Below are 14,842 nucleotides of genomic sequence, written 5' to 3' on the forward strand. Positions count from 1 at the left end.
CCGCGCGGATTTCTCGGCGCCGGCGTGCCGCGGCGGGATGGCCAGCCGCAGCACGTCGGGCCGGGTTCCGGCGTAGCGGGCGGCGACCGCGTCGACCAGCCTCCGCACGTCGGCGGTGAGCACCGGCTCACCGGAGATGACGCGGTCCAGCCAGCCCAGCTGGCCGGCGTGGTCGGTGTCCGAGCGCCGCTCGAGCAGGAAGGCGTCGACCAGCCGACCGTGGAAACGGACCCGAACCCTCACCCCGGGCTGGGCGGCGTCGGACTGATCCGCCGCAACGAGGTAGTCGAACTCGCGGTCGAGGTGGGGCACCGTGAGCATCGGCAGCACCCGGGCGATGGGCTCGTGTTCGGCGGCGCGCCGGCCGGATGCGCTCACTCCACTTCCCGTCCGGTGTCGTTTTACCGCCTCTTGCGCGCTTCGCGGCGCTCGGTGTCCTCGAAGACTATCGACGCCGCCGGTGCCGCGCCGCGGGACCGCTTCCGGGCTGAGTAGCTCGACACCGCATTCCAGGCCCGCCCGACCGCGTCGGGCTCGGCGTCGTAGGTCAGCGACTTGCCCGGCGCGAACCCGAGATTGGTTCCGACCTCGACGGCGTCCATGTTGGCCCCGAGGAACACGAAGTCCCAGGAGTACACGCTCTCCTGCTGTGCGATCAGCGCGCGCACGCCCTCCACGGTCCACTCCGAACTGGCGTTCTCCAGACCGTCGGTCATCACCAGCACGGTGACGTCGGCGGGCCGTTCGGATTCGGGCAGCGCGGCCAGCCCGGCTCCGATCTCGGTGACGAAGCGCCCGATCGCGTCGAGCAGTGCGGTGCGGCTCCGTGGCTCGAGCACCAATGCCGGCACGGCACCGACCGGCCGGTCGCGATAGACCACCTCGTACTGGTCGTCGAACTGCGCCAGCGTCACCGTGGTCAAGCCGGGCTGCCCGGCCTCCTTGGCGATGAACGCGTCGAACCCGCCGCGCATGTCGTCGGCAATCGCCTGCATCGACCCGGAGCGGTCCAGCAGCGCGGCGATCAGGGTTTTGTTGGTGTCGGTCTTGGTGTCGGTCATGGTTTTCCCCCTTCGTTGACTCCGGTCGACCCGGTTTATTCCGGTCGGTCCCGGCCGTTGAATCAAACGTATCCGGGGGGTCTGACACGATTCATCCCGTGCCGGAGAAGGAACCCATCGACGCGATCCTGCAGAAGGTGCTGGAGGCCGTCCCCTTCGCCCTGACCGCGGACGGCGGCGTCGAGGAGGCCCGGCGTCGGCTGCGGGACCTCCCGCGCCGGCCGTTTCATCCCGACATGCGGGTCGAGGACCACCTCATCGACGGCCCCGGGGGCCCGATACCCATCCGGGTGTACTGGCCCGACGTGGGCACCGCCGAGCCGTATCCGGTCACGATGTTCTTCCACGGCGGCGGATTCGCCGTCGGCGACCTGGACACCCATGACGTCACCGCACGCGAGCACGCCGCGGCCGCCGACACCGTCGTCGTGTCGGTCGACTACCGGCTGGCCCCGGAGAACCCGTACCCGGCGGCGGTCGACGACGCCTGGGCGGCGACCCGCTGGGTGGCCGCCAACGCCGGGCGGTTCGGCGCCGACGCATCCCGGCTGGCGGTGGCCGGCGACTCGGCCGGCGGCAACCTGGCGGCGGTGGTGTCCCACCTGGCCCGGGACAACGGCGGCCCGGCGGTGGCGTTCCAGTTGCTCTGGTACCCGGCGACGATGTGGGATCCGTCACTGCCGTCCTATGCCGAGAACGCCGGTGCGCCGGTACTCGACCAGGCTGCCCTGGCCGCGTTCACCACCTGGTACGCCGGGCACGTCGACCTGGAGAACCCGCCTGCCGGACTGGCCCCGGGCCGGGCGTCGGACCTCTCCGGGCTACCGCCCGCCTATGTCGCCGTCGCCGACCACGACCCGTTGCGCGACGACGGGATCCGCTATGCCGAACTGCTGCGCGACTCCGGCGTCCCGGTGGAGTTGCACAACGCGAAAACCCTGATCCACGGGTATCTGGGATATGCCGGGGTGGTGCCCGCCGCCACCGGGGCCGCAAACCGGGGCCTGGCGGCGCTGCGGGCCGCCCTGCACAGTCCCGCTGACCAGTAACGTTTGGCCGCGCCAGAACGACAAGCCACAATGGATACAGCCAAGTTTCGAATGTGGAGGATTCAAGTCATATGAGCACCGCTCAGACCCGGCGCATCACCCGCGCCCGCATCGGCGGCATCGTCGGCGGCATCGTCGGCGGCATCGCCCTCGCCGGCCTTGCGGCGCCCACTGCGTCCGCAGCCCCGGACTGCAGCCAGACCGGCGTGGACAACGCTGTGGCGACGGTCACCCAGCAGGCCAAGGCCTACATGAGCGCACACCCGCCGGTCAGCAAACTGCTGATGACCGCCGCCGGACAGTCGCAGTCCCAGGCCGCGCAGACCATCAGCGCCTATGCCAGCGCCAACCCCCAGGAGTACAGCGAGTTCAAGGCCATCCTGACCCCGCTGAGCACCCTGCAGAAGCAGTGCGGCGTTCAGGTGATCCCGACCGAGTACGAGTGGGCGTTCAACCAGTTCATCGGCTGAGCTGACCCGCGCGAAAGGCGGCCCACGTCGTGAGGCGGGGGCCGCTTTTCGCGCGCACGGGTCAGACCGAGTTCTTGAGGTCGCCGACCTTGTCCAGACGCTCCCACGGCAGGTCCAGTTCGGGCCGGCCGAAGTGCCCGTAGGCAGCGGTCTGGGCGTAGATGGGCCGCAGTAGGTCCAGATCGCGGACGATCGCGCCGGGCCGCAGGTCGAACACTGCGCTGATGGCCTTCTCGATGCGGTGCGGGTCGACGGTCTCGGTGCCGAAGGTCTCCACGAACAGGCCTACCGGGGCGGCCTTGCCGATGGCGTAGGCGACCTGCACCTCGACCCGCTCGGCCAGGCCGGCGGCGACGACGTTCTTGGCCACCCAGCGCATGGCGTAGGCAGCCGAGCGGTCCACCTTGGACGGATCCTTGCCGGAGAACGCGCCGCCGCCGTGGCGGGCCCAGCCGCCGTAGGTGTCGACGATGATCTTGCGGCCGGTCAGTCCGGCGTCGCCCATCGGGCCGCCGACGACGAAGTTGCCGGTCGGGTTGACCAGCAGCCGGAAGTCGGAGACATCCAGGCTCTCGTGGGCCAGGTCCTTGAGGACGGCGTCGACGACGTTCGCGCGGATCTCCGGGGCCAGTTGCTTGACCAGGTCGATACCCTCGGCGTGCTGGGTGGACAGCACCACGGTGTCCAGCCGGATCGGGGTGGTGCCCTCGTACTGGATGGTGACCTGGGTCTTGCCGTCCGGGCGAAGGTAGCCCAGCGTGCCGTTCTTGCGGACCTCGGTCAGCCGCCGGGAAAGCCGGTGCGCCAACGCGATCGGCAGCGGCATCAGTTCCGGGGTGTCGCGGATGGCGTAGCCGAACATCAGGCCCTGGTCGCCGGCGCCCTGCAGGTCCAGGGGGTCCGTCTCGCCGCCGACGCGAACCTCATGGGCCTCGTCGACCCCCATGGCGATGTCCGGCGACTGCCGTCCGATGCCGATGTTGACCCCGCAGGAGGCGCCGTCGAAGCCCTTCTCCGAGGAGTCGTAGCCGATCTCCAGGATGCGCCGGCGAACGGTGTCGGTGATGTCGGCGAAGGCCTCCTTGGCCGACGTCGTCACCTCGCCGACGACATGCACCTGGCCGGTGGTGACCAGCGTCTCCACCGCGACGCGGGATTTGGGGTCGTCGGCCAGCAGCGAGTCCAGGACCGAGTCGCTGATGGCGTCGCAGATCTTGTCCGGATGCCCCTCGGTCACCGACTCGCTGGTGAACAGCCGCCCGTTGTCGCTCACAGTGTCAAACCCCTTCGGTACATCTTCACTTCGGTGAAACTCTCGGTGAAACTGATTTCTCCCCGGCCGGCAGCCGGGCGAACGCTAGTCGGCCGATCCGTGCAGGAACGCCGCGATCGCGTCCACAATACGGCTCGCCATCAACGTCTTCGAACCGTGCTCCAGCGCCACCTCGGTGCCGTCGGACCCCAGCAGCCAGCCGTCGTTGTTGTCCACCTCGAAGGCGCGGCCGTCCCCGACGGCGTTGACCACCAACAGGTCGCAGGCCTTTCGGCGCAGCTTGGCGCGGGCATGGAAGAGCACGTCGCCCGCGGCGTCACCGGTCTCGGCGGCGAACCCCACGATGGCACGCATGTTGGGAAGTTCCCCGTCGGCCCGCTGGCGGACGGCACTGGCCAGGATGTCCTCGGTGCGGACCAACTCCACGGCGGGACGCTCGGTCTCGTCGGCGGTCTTCTTGATCTTGCTGGCGGCCGGGTGGGCGGGCCGGACGTCGGCCACGGCGGCGGCCATCACCAGCACGTGCGCCTCCGGGGCGTGTTTGGTGACCGCGTCGTGCAACTGGGCGGCCGAGGTGACGGTGAGGACGTGCACGCCGGCCGGGTCAGCCAGACCGGCGGTGTTGCCGGCGATCAAGGTGACCTCGGCGCCGCGCTGGGCGGCGATCCGCGCCACCGCATAGCCCTGCTTGCCGGAACTGCGGTTGCCGATGAAGCGAACCGGGTCCAGTGCCTCCCGGGTGCCGCCGGCGGTCACCAGAACCTTCACGCCGCGCAGGTCGTAGGGCATCGCGTCGCCGCGAGCCAGGAGCAGTTCGGCGAAGGTGGTGATCTCCTCGGGTTCGGGCAGCCGGCCCGCGCCGCTGTCGGCCCCGGTCAGCCGGCCCGAGGCCGGTTCGAGCACCACAGCACCCCGGCGCCGCAGGGTGGCCACGTTGTCGACGGTGGCCGGGTGCAGCCACATCTCGGTGTGCATGGCCGGGGCGAACAGCACCGGGCAGCGCGCCGTGAGCAGGGTGGCCGTCAGCAGGTCGTCGGCTCGCCCGCAGGCGGCGCGGGCCAGTAGGTCGGCGGTTGCCGGGGCCACGACGACGAGGTCGGCCTGCTGTCCGAGCCGGACGTGCGGGACATCGGGAACGTCCTCGAACACCCCGGCGCGCACCGGTTGACCGGACAGTGCCTCGAAGGTGGCCGCGCCGACGAAGTGCAACGCGGCCTCGGTCGGGACGACGCGGACCTGGTGGCCGGCCTCGCTGAGCTGACGCACCACCGAACAGGCTTTGTAGGCGGCGATGCCACCGGCCACGCCGACGATGATGCGCTTCGGGCTCATTGGTCGACCCGCGTCGGCGCGCGGCTACTCGCCTTCGGTGTGTTCGAGAAGGTCCGAGTGGATCTCGCGCAGCGCGATCGACAGCGGCTTCTCCTGCAGTCCGGGCTCCACCAGCGGCCCGACGTACTCCAGGATGCCCTCGCCGAGCTGGTTGTAGTAGTCGTTGATCTGCCGGGCCCGCTTGGCGGCGTAGATCACCAGCGCGTACTTGCTGGACACCCGGTCCAGCAGTTCGTCGATGGGCGGGTTGGTGATGCCCAGCGGGGTGTCGTAGGCGGTGGCCGCACCGGGGGCCGGATCGTAGTGATCGGCAGTGGTCGTCACGTAGAGCTTCTCCTGACCTGCTCGTGGCAGTGAGTTCGGTTGGGCGGTGTGCCGCCGCTGAGCGCGATCACGCCGAATCGGGCGTGTTTCCCACCAGCAACGATAGCAATTCGGCGCATGCCGAATCCAATCGGCTGTTCACCACCACGGCATCGAACTCGGCCTGCGCGGCCAGTTCGGCCTCCGCGGTGGCCAGCCGCCGTGCCATCACCTCGGGACTTTCGGTGCCGCGGCCGGCCAGCCGGTCACGCAGCTCCTCCCGGCTGGGCGGGGCGAGGAACACGCTGACAGCGTCGGGCATGGCCTTCTTGACCGCACGCGCCCCGGCCAGATCGACTTCGATGAGCACCGGCCGGCCGGACCGGGCGGCTTGGATCACCGGCGCCGCGGGGGTGCCGGAGCGGTGCAGCCCGCCGTGGATGTCGGCCCACTCGAGCAGCGCTCCGCTGTCGATCAGGTCCTGGAACTGCTCGGGGCTGACGAAGTGGTAGTCCCGGCCCTCGACCTCACCGGGCCGGGGTGCACGGGTGGTGGCCGAGACGCTGAAGTGCAGGTCCGGAACCTGCTCGCGCAGCCTGCGGACGACCGTCGACTTGCCGACGGCCGACGGGCCGGACAGCACGAGGACACGACCACGCGTCACTCGCTGTCGAGGCTCGGAAAACACCGCGCCCCGGCTGTCCGGCCCGTCGCCGGCGTTCAATGGACCGCTCTCAGGCGAACTTCTCCAGCAGAGCCTTGCGCTGCCGGTCGCCCAGCCCACGCAGCCGGCGGGTGGGGGCGATCTCCAGTTCGGTCATGATCTCCTGCGCCTTGACCTTGCCCACCTTGGGCAGGGCCTCCAGCAGCGCGGACACCTTCATCTTGCCGAGGACCTCATTGGTCTCGGCGTCCTTCAGCACCTGCTGGAGGTTGGTGCCACCGCGCTTGAGCCGATCCTTCAACTCTGCTCGTGCTCGACGCGCGGCGGCAGCCTTCTCCAAAGCTGCAGCACGCTGCTCGTCGGTCAACTGGGGAAGGGCCACGGGTTCCTCCGTCTCATAACGATCACTACATTGTGTTTTCTGTGCCTGGGCCGGGTTCTTCAGCCAGCGACGACGACCGTACCCAGGCTTCCAGACGAAATCTAACCCGACCCCCTGTCCCCGGGCGAAAAGGCGCTGGCCGGCGGGACCCGAATCGCCCGGTCCCGGCCGTTGTCCAGCGCCCCGGCCGGCCGCCCGGCCCACCGCCCCGCATCCCCGCCAAGGGCGGCGAAAACCGCCCCTAACAGGCTTTATTCCGATCCCTAACGGTAACCCACAGGGCCGCGCAGCCGGGGCCGGACGCCATTGGGACCAAATTCACGGCCGATTCGGCCCGCTACGGCGTGTCGCGCGTGTCGCGCCTCAGCTCAGGCCAGCTGGGCGGCGACCGCGTCGCGCAGCCTCTCACCCGCCTCGCGGACCGCCGCGGGCTGCGGGCCGGCCCGCAGGACTTCCCGGGAGACCGCGGGCAGCAGCTGCCCGGGCCGTGCGCCGCCCAGTCCGGCCAGGGTCTCGGGGCGGCCGCCCTGGGCGCCGATTCCGGGCACCAGCACCGGGCCGCCGAGGCCGCCGAGCTCGGGAACCTCGGCCGGATCCAGGGTGGCGCCGACGACCACGCCCACCGACCCGTCGGCGGCGGCGCGGTTCACCTGCGCTGCCTGATCGACGATGGACTGCGCGACGGTGCGCCCGGCGACCAGCGCGCGCTGGACTCCGGCGCCCTCCGGGTTGGACGTGGCGGCCAGGACGAACACTCCCCTGCCGTGCCGGGCGGCGACCTCCAGCAGCGGGGTCAGCGACCCGAAGCCGAGGTAGGGCGAGGCGGTGACGGCGTCGGCCGCGAGCGGCCCGTCCCCGGCCCAGGCCTGCGCGTAGGCCGCCATGGTCGATCCGATGTCGCCGCGCTTGGCATCGGCGAGCACCAGCACCCCGGCCGACTGCAGCGCTGCGGTGGTGCGTTCGAGCACGGCGAATCCAGCCGAGCCGTACGCCTCGAAGAACGCCACCTGCGGTTTGACCACGGCGAATCCGGCGTAGGCCTGTACGCAGATCTCGCTGAACCGGGCCAGGCCGTCGGCGCTGACCGGCAAACCCCAGGACTCCAGCAGTTCGGGATGCGGGTCGATGCCCACGCACAGCGGCCCCCGGGCGGCGATCGCGTCCGTCAGGCGGGCTCCGAACCCGGCCATCTCAGCGGCCGCCGAATGCGGCATGCAGTTCCTGCAGCGACCGCACCCCCACGTCGCCGCGGATGGCGGCCTCGATGCCCTGCACCGCCGCCGAGGCACCCTGCACCGTGGTGATGCAGGGGATGTTCATCGCCACCGCCACCGAGCGGATCTCGTAGCCGTCGATGCGCGGGCCGGAGTTGCCGTAGGGGGTGTTGATCACCATGTCGACCTCACCGGCGTTGATCGCGTCGATCGCCGTCGTGGGCGCACGGCCCTCTCCCGGGGACTCGAAGTGTTTGCGGACGATGTCGCACGGGATGCCGTTGCGGCGCAACATCTCCGCGGTGCCCTCGGTGGCCAGCACCCGGAAGCCCAGGTCTGCCAGGCGCTTGACCGGGAAGACCAGCGCGCGCTTGTCCCGGTTGGCCACCGAGACGAACACCGTCCCGGAGGTGGGCAGCGACCCGTATGCGGCGGTCTGGCTCTTGGCGAAGGCTCTGCCGAAGTCCTGGTCGATGCCCATCACCTCACCGGTGGACTTCATCTCCGGGCCCAGCAGCGAGTCGACCCCGGAGCCGTCCACCCGACGGAACCGCCGGAACGGCAGCACCGCCTCCTTGACCGCGATGGGGGCGCTCGCGCCCAAAGCCGAACCGTCGCCCTCGGCCGCCAGCAGACCCTCCTCGCGCAGTTGGGAGATGCTCGCGCCCATCATGATCCGGGCGCAGGCCTTGGCCAGCGGGACGGCGGTGGCTTTGGAGACGAACGGCACGGTGCGGCTGGCCCTGGGGTTGGCCTCCAGGACGTAGAGCACGTCGTCCTTCAGCGCATACTGGACGTTGAGCAGGCCGACCACGCCGATGCCGTGCGCGATCGCTTCGGTGGCGCGACGGACCGCCTGAATGTCGCTGCGGCCCAGCGTCACCGGCGGCAGCGCACAGGCCGAGTCCCCGGAGTGGATACCGGCCTCCTCGATGTGCTCCATCACCCCGCCGATGTAGACCTCGGTGCCGTCGCAGAGCGCGTCGACGTCGATCTCGATGGCGTCCTCGAGGAAGCGGTCGACCAGTACCGGGTGCTCCGGGGAGAGCTGGGTGGCCCGGGTGATGTAGCCGTGCAGTGTCTTCTCGTCGTAGACGATCTCCATTCCCCGTCCGCCCAGCACGTAGGACGGCCGCACCAGCACCGGATAGCCGATCGCGGTGGCTATTTCGCGGGCCTCTTCGAAGCTGGTCGCGGTGCCGAACTTCGGCGCCGGCAGCCCGGCATTGACCAGGACCTGCCCGAATCGGCCGCGGTCCTCGGCGAGGTCGATCGCCTCCGGACGGGTCCCCACGATCGGCACGCCGGCCGCCTCCAGCCGGTGCGCCAGGCCGAGCGGGGTCTGCCCGCCGAGTTGGACGATCACACCGGCCACACCCGGACCGCCGGCGCCGGAACCGGATTCGGCGTGGTAGACCTCCAGGACGTCCTCGAAGGTCAGGGGTTCGAAGTACAGCCGGTCGGCGGTGTCGTAGTCGGTGGAGACGGTCTCGGGGTTGCAGTTGATCATCACCGTCTCGAACCCGGCCCGGCTGAGCGTGGTCGCCGCGTGCACGCAGCTGTAGTCGAACTCGATGCCCTGGCCGATCCGGTTGGGTCCCGATCCCAGGATGAGCACCTTGGGCTTCTCGGTCTGCGGCGCCACCTCGCTCTCGGCAGCGGGATCGAGTTCGTAGCTGGAGTAATGGTAGGGCGTCCTGGCCTCGAATTCCGCCGCGCAGGTGTCGACGGTCTTGAACACCGGGTGGATGCCCAGCCGCTGGCGCAGCGCGCGAACGCCGTTCTCGCCGGCCAGTTCCGGCCTCAGCGCGGCGATCTGCCGGTCGGACAGCCCGTTGTGCTTGGCCCGCCGCAGCAGGTCGGCGTCCAGTACCGGGGCGGCGACCAGTTCGGCCCGCAATGCGACCAGGGTGTTGATCTGCTCGACGAACCACGGGTCCACCCCGGAGGCCTCGGCGACCTGCTCCACCGAGGCGCCCAGGCGCAGCGCCAGTTCGACGTCGTAGAGCCGTCCCTCGGTCGGTGTGCGCAGCCGGGCCAGCACGTCGTCGACCCAGCCGTCGTCGTCGGGTGTGGTCCAGAACCCGGCCTTGGTGGTCTCCAGCGAGCGCAGCACCTTGCCGAGAGCTTCGGTGAAGTTGCGTCCCAGCGACATCGCCTCCCCCACCGACTTCATCGTCGTGGTCAGGGTGGGGTCGGCACCCGGGAACTTCTCGAAGGCGAACCGCGGGGCCTTGACCACCACGTAGTCCAGCGTCGGCTCGAAGCAGGCCGGGGTCTGTTTGGTGATGTCGTTGAGGATCTCGTCGAGGGTGTAACCGATGGCCAGCTTCGCGGCGATCTTGGCGATCGGGAAGCCGGTGGCCTTCGACGCCAGTGCCGAGGATCTTGAGACCCGGGGATTCATCTCGATGACGATCAGCCGGCCGTCGGCGGGGTTGACCGCGAACTGGATGTTGCAGCCGCCGGTGTCGACGCCCACTTCGCGAAGGATCGCGATACCGAGGTCGCGCATCACCTGGTACTCGCGATCGGTGAGCGTCATCGCCGGGGCCACGGTCACCGAGTCGCCGGTGTGCACGCCCATCGGGTCGACGTTCTCGATCGAGCAGACCACGACGACGTTGTCGTTGCCGTCGCGCATCAACTCGAGTTCGTATTCCTTCCAGCCGTAGATCGACTCCTCGATGAGCACATTGGCCGACGGCGAGGCGGCCAGCCCGTCCCCGGCCATCCGCTCCACGTCGTCGAGGCTCTGCGCCATGCCCGAGCCCAGCCCGCCCATGGTGAAGGACGGCCGCACCACCACCGGCAAGCCCAGTTCGGCCACCGTCTCCCGGACCTCGTCCATGGTGAAACAGACTCGGCTGCGTGCCGATTCGCCGCCGACCTTGGTGACGATGTCCTTGAATTTCTGCCGGTCCTCGCCGCGCTGGATCGCCTCGAAGTCCGCCCCGATCAGTTCCACTCCGTAGCGTTCCAGCGCCCCGTTCTCATGCAGCGCCACCGCGGTGTTCAGCGCGGTCTGCCCGCCGAGGGTGGCCAGCAGCGCGTCGATGGGATGGCCGCGCTGCGCCTGCTGGGCGAAGACCTTCTCGACGAAGTCGGGGGTGATCGGCTCGACGTAGGTGTGGTCGGCGTACTCGGGGTCGGTCATGATCGTCGCCGGGTTGGAGTTCACCAGGCTCACCGTCAGGCCCTCGGCGCGAAGCACCCGGCAGGCCTGGGTGCCGGAGTAGTCGAACTCGCAGGCCTGCCCGATCACGATGGGCCCCGAGCCTATGACCAGGACGTGCTTGAGGTCGGTGCGGCGTGGCATCTAGCGCTGTCCCTCCATCAGTTCGACGAACTGGTCGAACAGGTAGTTGGCGTCGTGCGGGCCGGCAGCGGCCTCCGGGTGGTACTGCACCGAGAAGGCGCGGCCGTCACGCAGTTTCACGCCTTCGACCACACCGTCGTTGGCACAGGTGTGACTGACCAGCGCCGGCCCGAAGTCGGTGTCGAAGACCTCCCCGCGCTCTCCTTCCAGGGCGAACCCGTGGTTCTGCGCGGTGACGGCGACCCTGCCGGTGGCGTGGTCGATCACCGGCACGTTGATACCGCGGTGGCCGAACACCATCTTGTAGGTGGACCGGCCCAGCGCACGGCCCAGGATCTGGTTGCCGAAACAGATTCCGAACAGCGGGATCCCGGCACCGAGCACCTCGCGGGTGACCGCGACGACCCGGTCGGCGGTGGCGGGGTCACCGGGTCCGTTGGACAGGAAGACACCGTCCGGCTTGAGATCCTCGATCTGGGCGAAGGTGGCCGATGACGGCAGCACGTGGGTGCGGATGCCGCGCAGCGCGAAGTTGCGTGGGGTGTTGGTCTTGATGCCCAGATCCAGCGCCGCGACGGTGAACCGTTGCGGGCCTTGCGGTTCCACGATATATCCCTCGGCAGTACTCACCTCGCCGCACAGGTCCGCCCCCAGCATCTCAGGCTGTTCGCGGACCCGGCGCAGCAGTTCGGCGTCGTCGGCCAGCGCGGCCCCGGAGAAAACCCCGGCCCGCATCGAGCCCTCGGTGCGCAGGTGGCGGACGATCGCACGGGTGTCCACCCCGGAGATCCCCACAATGCCCTGCCGCACCAGTTCGTCCTCCAGGGTTCCGGTGGCGCGCCAGTTCGAGGCCCGCGGCGACGGGTCACGCACGACGTAGCCGGCGACCCAGATCTTGTCGCCCCGGCTTTCGGCGTCCTGGTGGTTCCATCCGGTGTTGCCGATCTGCGGGGCGGTGGCGATCACGATCTGCCGGTGGTAGCTGGGGTCGGTGAGGGTCTCCTGGTAGCCGGACATCCCGGTGGAGAACACCGCCTCACCCAGCGTCTGGCCGACCGATCCGAACGGGCTGCCGGTATAGATCCGGCCGTCCTCGAGCACGAGGACGGCTTTCTGAGGGCTCACAGCGTTGCTCCTGTCCATTGCGGGTAGACGGCGCGGTCGTCGCCGCGGAAGCCGGTGTCGATCTCGGTGCCCGAGGGAAGCCGCCAGCGGATCACCAGGATTCCGCCTGCGGATTCGTCGCCGCCCCCGCCAGGCAGCACCTTCCCGGCCATCGCCCGTTCGGTGCGCACCGCCGAGACCGACTCCGCGGGCATCCAGATCGGGCCGGCCCCGGAGCGCTCCAGCAGAATGCCCTGCGGGTAGCGGGTCAGCACCGCCTTGCACCGGTAGCCCAGGTCCCCCACGTTGACCCTGTCCAGCCAGTCCGGGGCGAGGGTGCAGCCCAAGTAGAGGCCGGGGGTGGGCGGGATGACCGAGGGCCCCAGGACGTCGGGCATCGACGGCAGCGCGCCGATGAGCGCCTCCTGGCGTTCGCCCCGGTTGCGCCAGCCCCGCAGCATCCGCCGGATGACCACCCCGATCAGCACCACGACCACGAACCCGAAGATCAGGGTCGCGACGGCGGTCTGGGTGTTCACGCGGTGGCGGCCTTGCCGTCGATCGCGGTGATGCGACCTCGCAGCAGCGTGGCGGTGACCACCGCCGGCAATGTCATCTGCTGGTAGGGGGTGTTGGCCGAACGGCTGGCCAGCACGGCGCCGTCCACCGTCCAGGCGGCCTCCGGGTCGACGACCACCATGTTGGCCGGCTCGCCGACCTCGAGAGGGCGGCCCTGGTCGTCCAGGCCGACGATACGGGCCGGGCTCTCACTCATCACCCGGGCCACCCCGCGCCAGTCCAGCAGGCCCGGGGCGACCATGGTGGCCGCCACCACCGACAGGGCGGTCTGCAGGCCCAGCATGCCGGGGCGGGCCACCGAGAATTCGCAGCACTTCTCGTGCTCGGCGTGCGGTGCGTGGTCGGTGGCGACGCAGTCGATCACCCCGTCGGCCAGCGCCTGGCGCAACGCTTGGGTGTCGGAGGCCTCCCGCAGCGGCGGGTTGACCCGGTTGCGCCCGTCGTAGCTGACCAGCCGGCCGTCGTCGAGCATCAGGTGATGCGGAGTCACCTCGGCGGTGATCGAGATCCCCTGCTGCTTGGCCCATTTCAGGATTTCCACGGTTCCCGCGGTGGAGGCGTGACAGATGTGCACCCGTGCACCGGCGTCACGCGCCAGCAAGGCATCGCGGGCGACTATGGCCTCCTCCGCGGCCCGCGGCCAGCCGGCCAGGCCCAGGCGTGCGGCCGTGGGGCCCTCGTGGGCGACCGCGCCGGATGTCAGCCGCGGCTCCTCGGCGTGCTGGGCGATCAGCACCCCCAGGCCCGCCGCGTACTCCAGGGCCCGGCGCATCACCAGCGGGTCGTGCACGCAGATGCCGTCGTCGGAGAACATCCGGACGCCGGCGACACCGTCGGCCATCAGTCCCATTTCGGTGAGCTGCTTGCCGGCCAGTCCGACGGTGACCGCGCCGACCGGGTGCACATCGACCAGGCCGACCTGCCGGCCACGCCGCCACACGTGGTCGGTGACCACCGGGCTGTCGGCGACCGGGTCGGTGTTCGCCATCGCGAACACCGCGGTGTACCCGCCCAGAGCCGCTGCCGCCGAACCGGTTTCGATGTCCTCGGCGTACTCCCGGCCCGGCTCACGCAGGTGGGTGTGCAGGTCCACCAGGCCGGGCAGCAGGATCTGGCCGGTCGCCTCGATCTGCACGGCCCCGGCGGGCGCCTTGACCGACCGGCCGATCTGCGCGATCTGCCCGTCGGCCACCAGCACGTCGACGGCCTCGCCCTCGCCGTAGAGCCGCACACCCCTTATCACGGTGGAAGTCATACGCTCACCTCCTCATCCGTACCCACCAGCAGATGGAACAGCACCGCCATCCGCACGTGCACGCCGTTGGAAACCTGTTGCAGCACAGCCGACTGCGAGGAATCGGGAACGGAGAAGGAAATCTCCATGCCGCGCAGCATCGGCCCGGGATGCAGGACGACGGCGTGCTCGGGCAGCATGGCCTGTCGACGGTCGGACAGTCCGTAGCGGATCGAATACTCGCGCTCGGAGGGGAAGAACCCGCCGTTCATACGCTCGGCCTGAACCCGCAGCATCATCACCGCGTCGGCGGCGGGCAGTTCGGCGTCCAGGTCACAGGAGACGCTCGCCCCGCCCCAGTCGGCGACCCCCATTGGGAGCAGAGTGGGCGGGGCGACCAGCACCACCTCCGCCCCGAGCGTCTGAAGCAGTGCCACGTTGGACCGGGCCACCCGGCTGTGCAGGACATCGCCGACGATGACGACGCGGCGGCCCTCGATGTCGCCGAGGCGCTGCCGGATGGTCAGCGCGTCGAGCAGCGCCTGGGTTGGGTGCTCGTGAGTGCCGTCGCCGGCGTTCACCACCGAGGGGCCGGTGTCGTCGTCCTCCAGCGTCCACTCCGCCAACTGCTGGGCCGCCCCGGAGGCGGGGTGTCGGATGATCAGCATGTCGGCCCCGGCCGCCCGCAGGGTCAGCGCGGTGTCGCGCAGCGACTCGCCCTTGGCCACCGACGAGCCCGACGCGCTGACGTTGATGACGTCGGCACTCATCCACTTGCCGGCCACCTCGAAGGACACCCGGGTGCGGGTGGAGTTCTCATAGAACATCGTGATGATGGTGCGCCCGCGCAGCGTCGGC

At 70.1% G+C, this 14,842-nt stretch carries 15 protein-coding genes; 2 read left to right on the top strand and 13 right to left on the bottom strand.

Annotated elements, in window-relative coordinates:
- A partial coding sequence (locus tag ACKOQ4_RS02270) for a primosomal protein N' family DNA-binding protein (protein ID WP_526288437.1) occupies positions 1–321 on the bottom strand: 321 nt, incomplete at its 3' end.
- A gap of 80 nt (positions 322–401) precedes the next feature.
- Positions 402–1,061 (bottom strand): VWA domain-containing protein, encoded by a 660-nt coding sequence (locus ACKOQ4_RS02275; protein ID WP_526288413.1) that lies wholly within the window; start codon positions 1,059–1,061, stop codon positions 402–404.
- Positions 1,062–1,150: 89 nt separating this feature from the next.
- Between ACKOQ4_RS02275 and ACKOQ4_RS02280 the strand changes: the two genes are divergently transcribed.
- Both ACKOQ4_RS02280 and ACKOQ4_RS02285 read left to right on the top strand, forming a co-directional pair.
- Positions 1,151–2,110: an alpha/beta hydrolase gene (locus ACKOQ4_RS02280; RefSeq protein WP_526288439.1), complete on the top strand. Its 960-nt coding sequence runs from the start codon at positions 1,151–1,153 to the stop codon at positions 2,108–2,110.
- 71 nt (positions 2,111–2,181) lie between these two features.
- Entirely contained in the window at positions 2,182–2,580 is a 399-nt protein-coding gene (locus ACKOQ4_RS02285) for a hemophore-related protein (protein ID WP_526288415.1), read from the top strand.
- 61 nt (positions 2,581–2,641) lie between these two features.
- On the opposite strand, the gene metK is transcribed toward ACKOQ4_RS02285, so the two are convergent.
- From metK to ACKOQ4_RS02340, 11 genes are all read right to left on the bottom strand, one after another.
- Positions 2,642–3,853 carry a methionine adenosyltransferase gene (metK, locus tag ACKOQ4_RS02290; RefSeq protein WP_526288417.1) on the bottom strand — a complete coding sequence of 404 codons (1,212 nt, stop codon included), beginning with the start codon at positions 3,851–3,853 and terminating at the stop codon, positions 2,642–2,644.
- A gap of 84 nt (positions 3,854–3,937) precedes the next feature.
- Positions 3,938–5,185: a bifunctional phosphopantothenoylcysteine decarboxylase/phosphopantothenate--cysteine ligase CoaBC gene (gene coaBC, locus ACKOQ4_RS02295; protein ID WP_526288419.1), complete on the bottom strand. Its 1,248-nt coding sequence runs from the start codon at positions 5,183–5,185 to the stop codon at positions 3,938–3,940.
- Positions 5,186–5,209: 24 nt separating this feature from the next.
- A complete protein-coding gene (rpoZ, locus tag ACKOQ4_RS02300; protein WP_526288421.1) occupies positions 5,210–5,509 on the bottom strand; it encodes a DNA-directed RNA polymerase subunit omega in 300 nt (99 codons plus the stop codon).
- A gap of 67 nt (positions 5,510–5,576) precedes the next feature.
- A complete protein-coding gene (gmk, locus tag ACKOQ4_RS02305; RefSeq protein ID WP_526288423.1) occupies positions 5,577–6,152 on the bottom strand; it encodes a guanylate kinase in 576 nt (191 codons plus the stop codon).
- A gap of 70 nt (positions 6,153–6,222) precedes the next feature.
- On the bottom strand, positions 6,223–6,534 hold the full coding sequence (gene mihF, locus ACKOQ4_RS02310; protein ID WP_526288425.1) for an integration host factor, actinobacterial type: 312 nt from the start codon (positions 6,532–6,534) through the stop codon (positions 6,223–6,225).
- A 368-nt stretch (positions 6,535–6,902) separates the two neighbouring features.
- Positions 6,903–7,724 (bottom strand): orotidine-5'-phosphate decarboxylase, encoded by an 822-nt coding sequence (gene pyrF / locus ACKOQ4_RS02315; protein ID WP_526288441.1) that lies wholly within the window; start codon positions 7,722–7,724, stop codon positions 6,903–6,905.
- Position 7,725: 1 nt separating this feature from the next.
- Positions 7,726–11,067 carry a carbamoyl-phosphate synthase large subunit gene (carB, locus tag ACKOQ4_RS02320; RefSeq protein ID WP_526288427.1) on the bottom strand — a complete coding sequence of 1,114 codons (3,342 nt, stop codon included), beginning with the start codon at positions 11,065–11,067 and terminating at the stop codon, positions 7,726–7,728.
- Positions 11,068–12,192: a glutamine-hydrolyzing carbamoyl-phosphate synthase small subunit gene (carA, locus tag ACKOQ4_RS02325; RefSeq protein WP_526288429.1), complete on the bottom strand. Its 1,125-nt coding sequence runs from the start codon at positions 12,190–12,192 to the stop codon at positions 11,068–11,070.
- The gene (locus ACKOQ4_RS02330) at positions 12,189–12,710 is read right to left on the bottom strand and encodes a PH-like domain-containing protein (RefSeq protein WP_526288431.1); all 522 of its coding nucleotides are present in this window, start codon (positions 12,708–12,710) and stop codon (positions 12,189–12,191) included. The genes carA and ACKOQ4_RS02330 overlap by 4 nt, the downstream gene beginning before the upstream one ends.
- Positions 12,707–14,005, bottom strand: a complete 1,299-nt coding sequence (locus ACKOQ4_RS02335) for a dihydroorotase (RefSeq protein ID WP_526288433.1) — start codon at positions 14,003–14,005, stop codon at positions 12,707–12,709. The genes ACKOQ4_RS02330 and ACKOQ4_RS02335 overlap by 4 nt, the downstream gene beginning before the upstream one ends.
- Positions 14,002–14,842, bottom strand: an 841-nt coding sequence (locus tag ACKOQ4_RS02340) for an aspartate carbamoyltransferase catalytic subunit (protein ID WP_526288435.1), incomplete at its 5' end; no start/stop codon positions are given. The genes ACKOQ4_RS02340 and ACKOQ4_RS02335, both read right to left, overlap by 4 nt.

The organism is Mycobacterium sp., assembly GCF_046095365.1.
Taxonomy (GTDB): Bacteria; Actinomycetota; Actinomycetes; order Mycobacteriales; family Mycobacteriaceae; genus Mycobacterium.

What these genes read in the sequence shown, in the direction of transcription:
- pyrF (WP_526288441.1), bottom strand. Translation starts at nt 7,724, where the DNA reads ATGGCCGGGTTCGGAGCCCGCCTGACGGACGCGATCGCCGCCCGGGGG.
- carB (WP_526288427.1), bottom strand. Translation starts at nt 11,067, where the DNA reads ATGCCACGCCGCACCGACCTCAAGCACGTCCTGGTCATAGGCTCGGGG.
- coaBC (WP_526288419.1), bottom strand. Translation starts at nt 5,185, where the DNA reads ATGAGCCCGAAGCGCATCATCGTCGGCGTGGCCGGTGGCATCGCCGCC.
- ACKOQ4_RS02285 (WP_526288415.1), top strand. Translation starts at nt 2,182, where the DNA reads ATGAGCACCGCTCAGACCCGGCGCATCACCCGCGCCCGCATCGGCGGC.
- ACKOQ4_RS02275 (WP_526288413.1), bottom strand. Translation starts at nt 1,061, where the DNA reads ATGACCGACACCAAGACCGACACCAACAAAACCCTGATCGCCGCGCTG.
- ACKOQ4_RS02335 (WP_526288433.1), bottom strand. Translation starts at nt 14,005, where the DNA reads ATGACTTCCACCGTGATAAGGGGTGTGCGGCTCTACGGCGAGGGCGAG.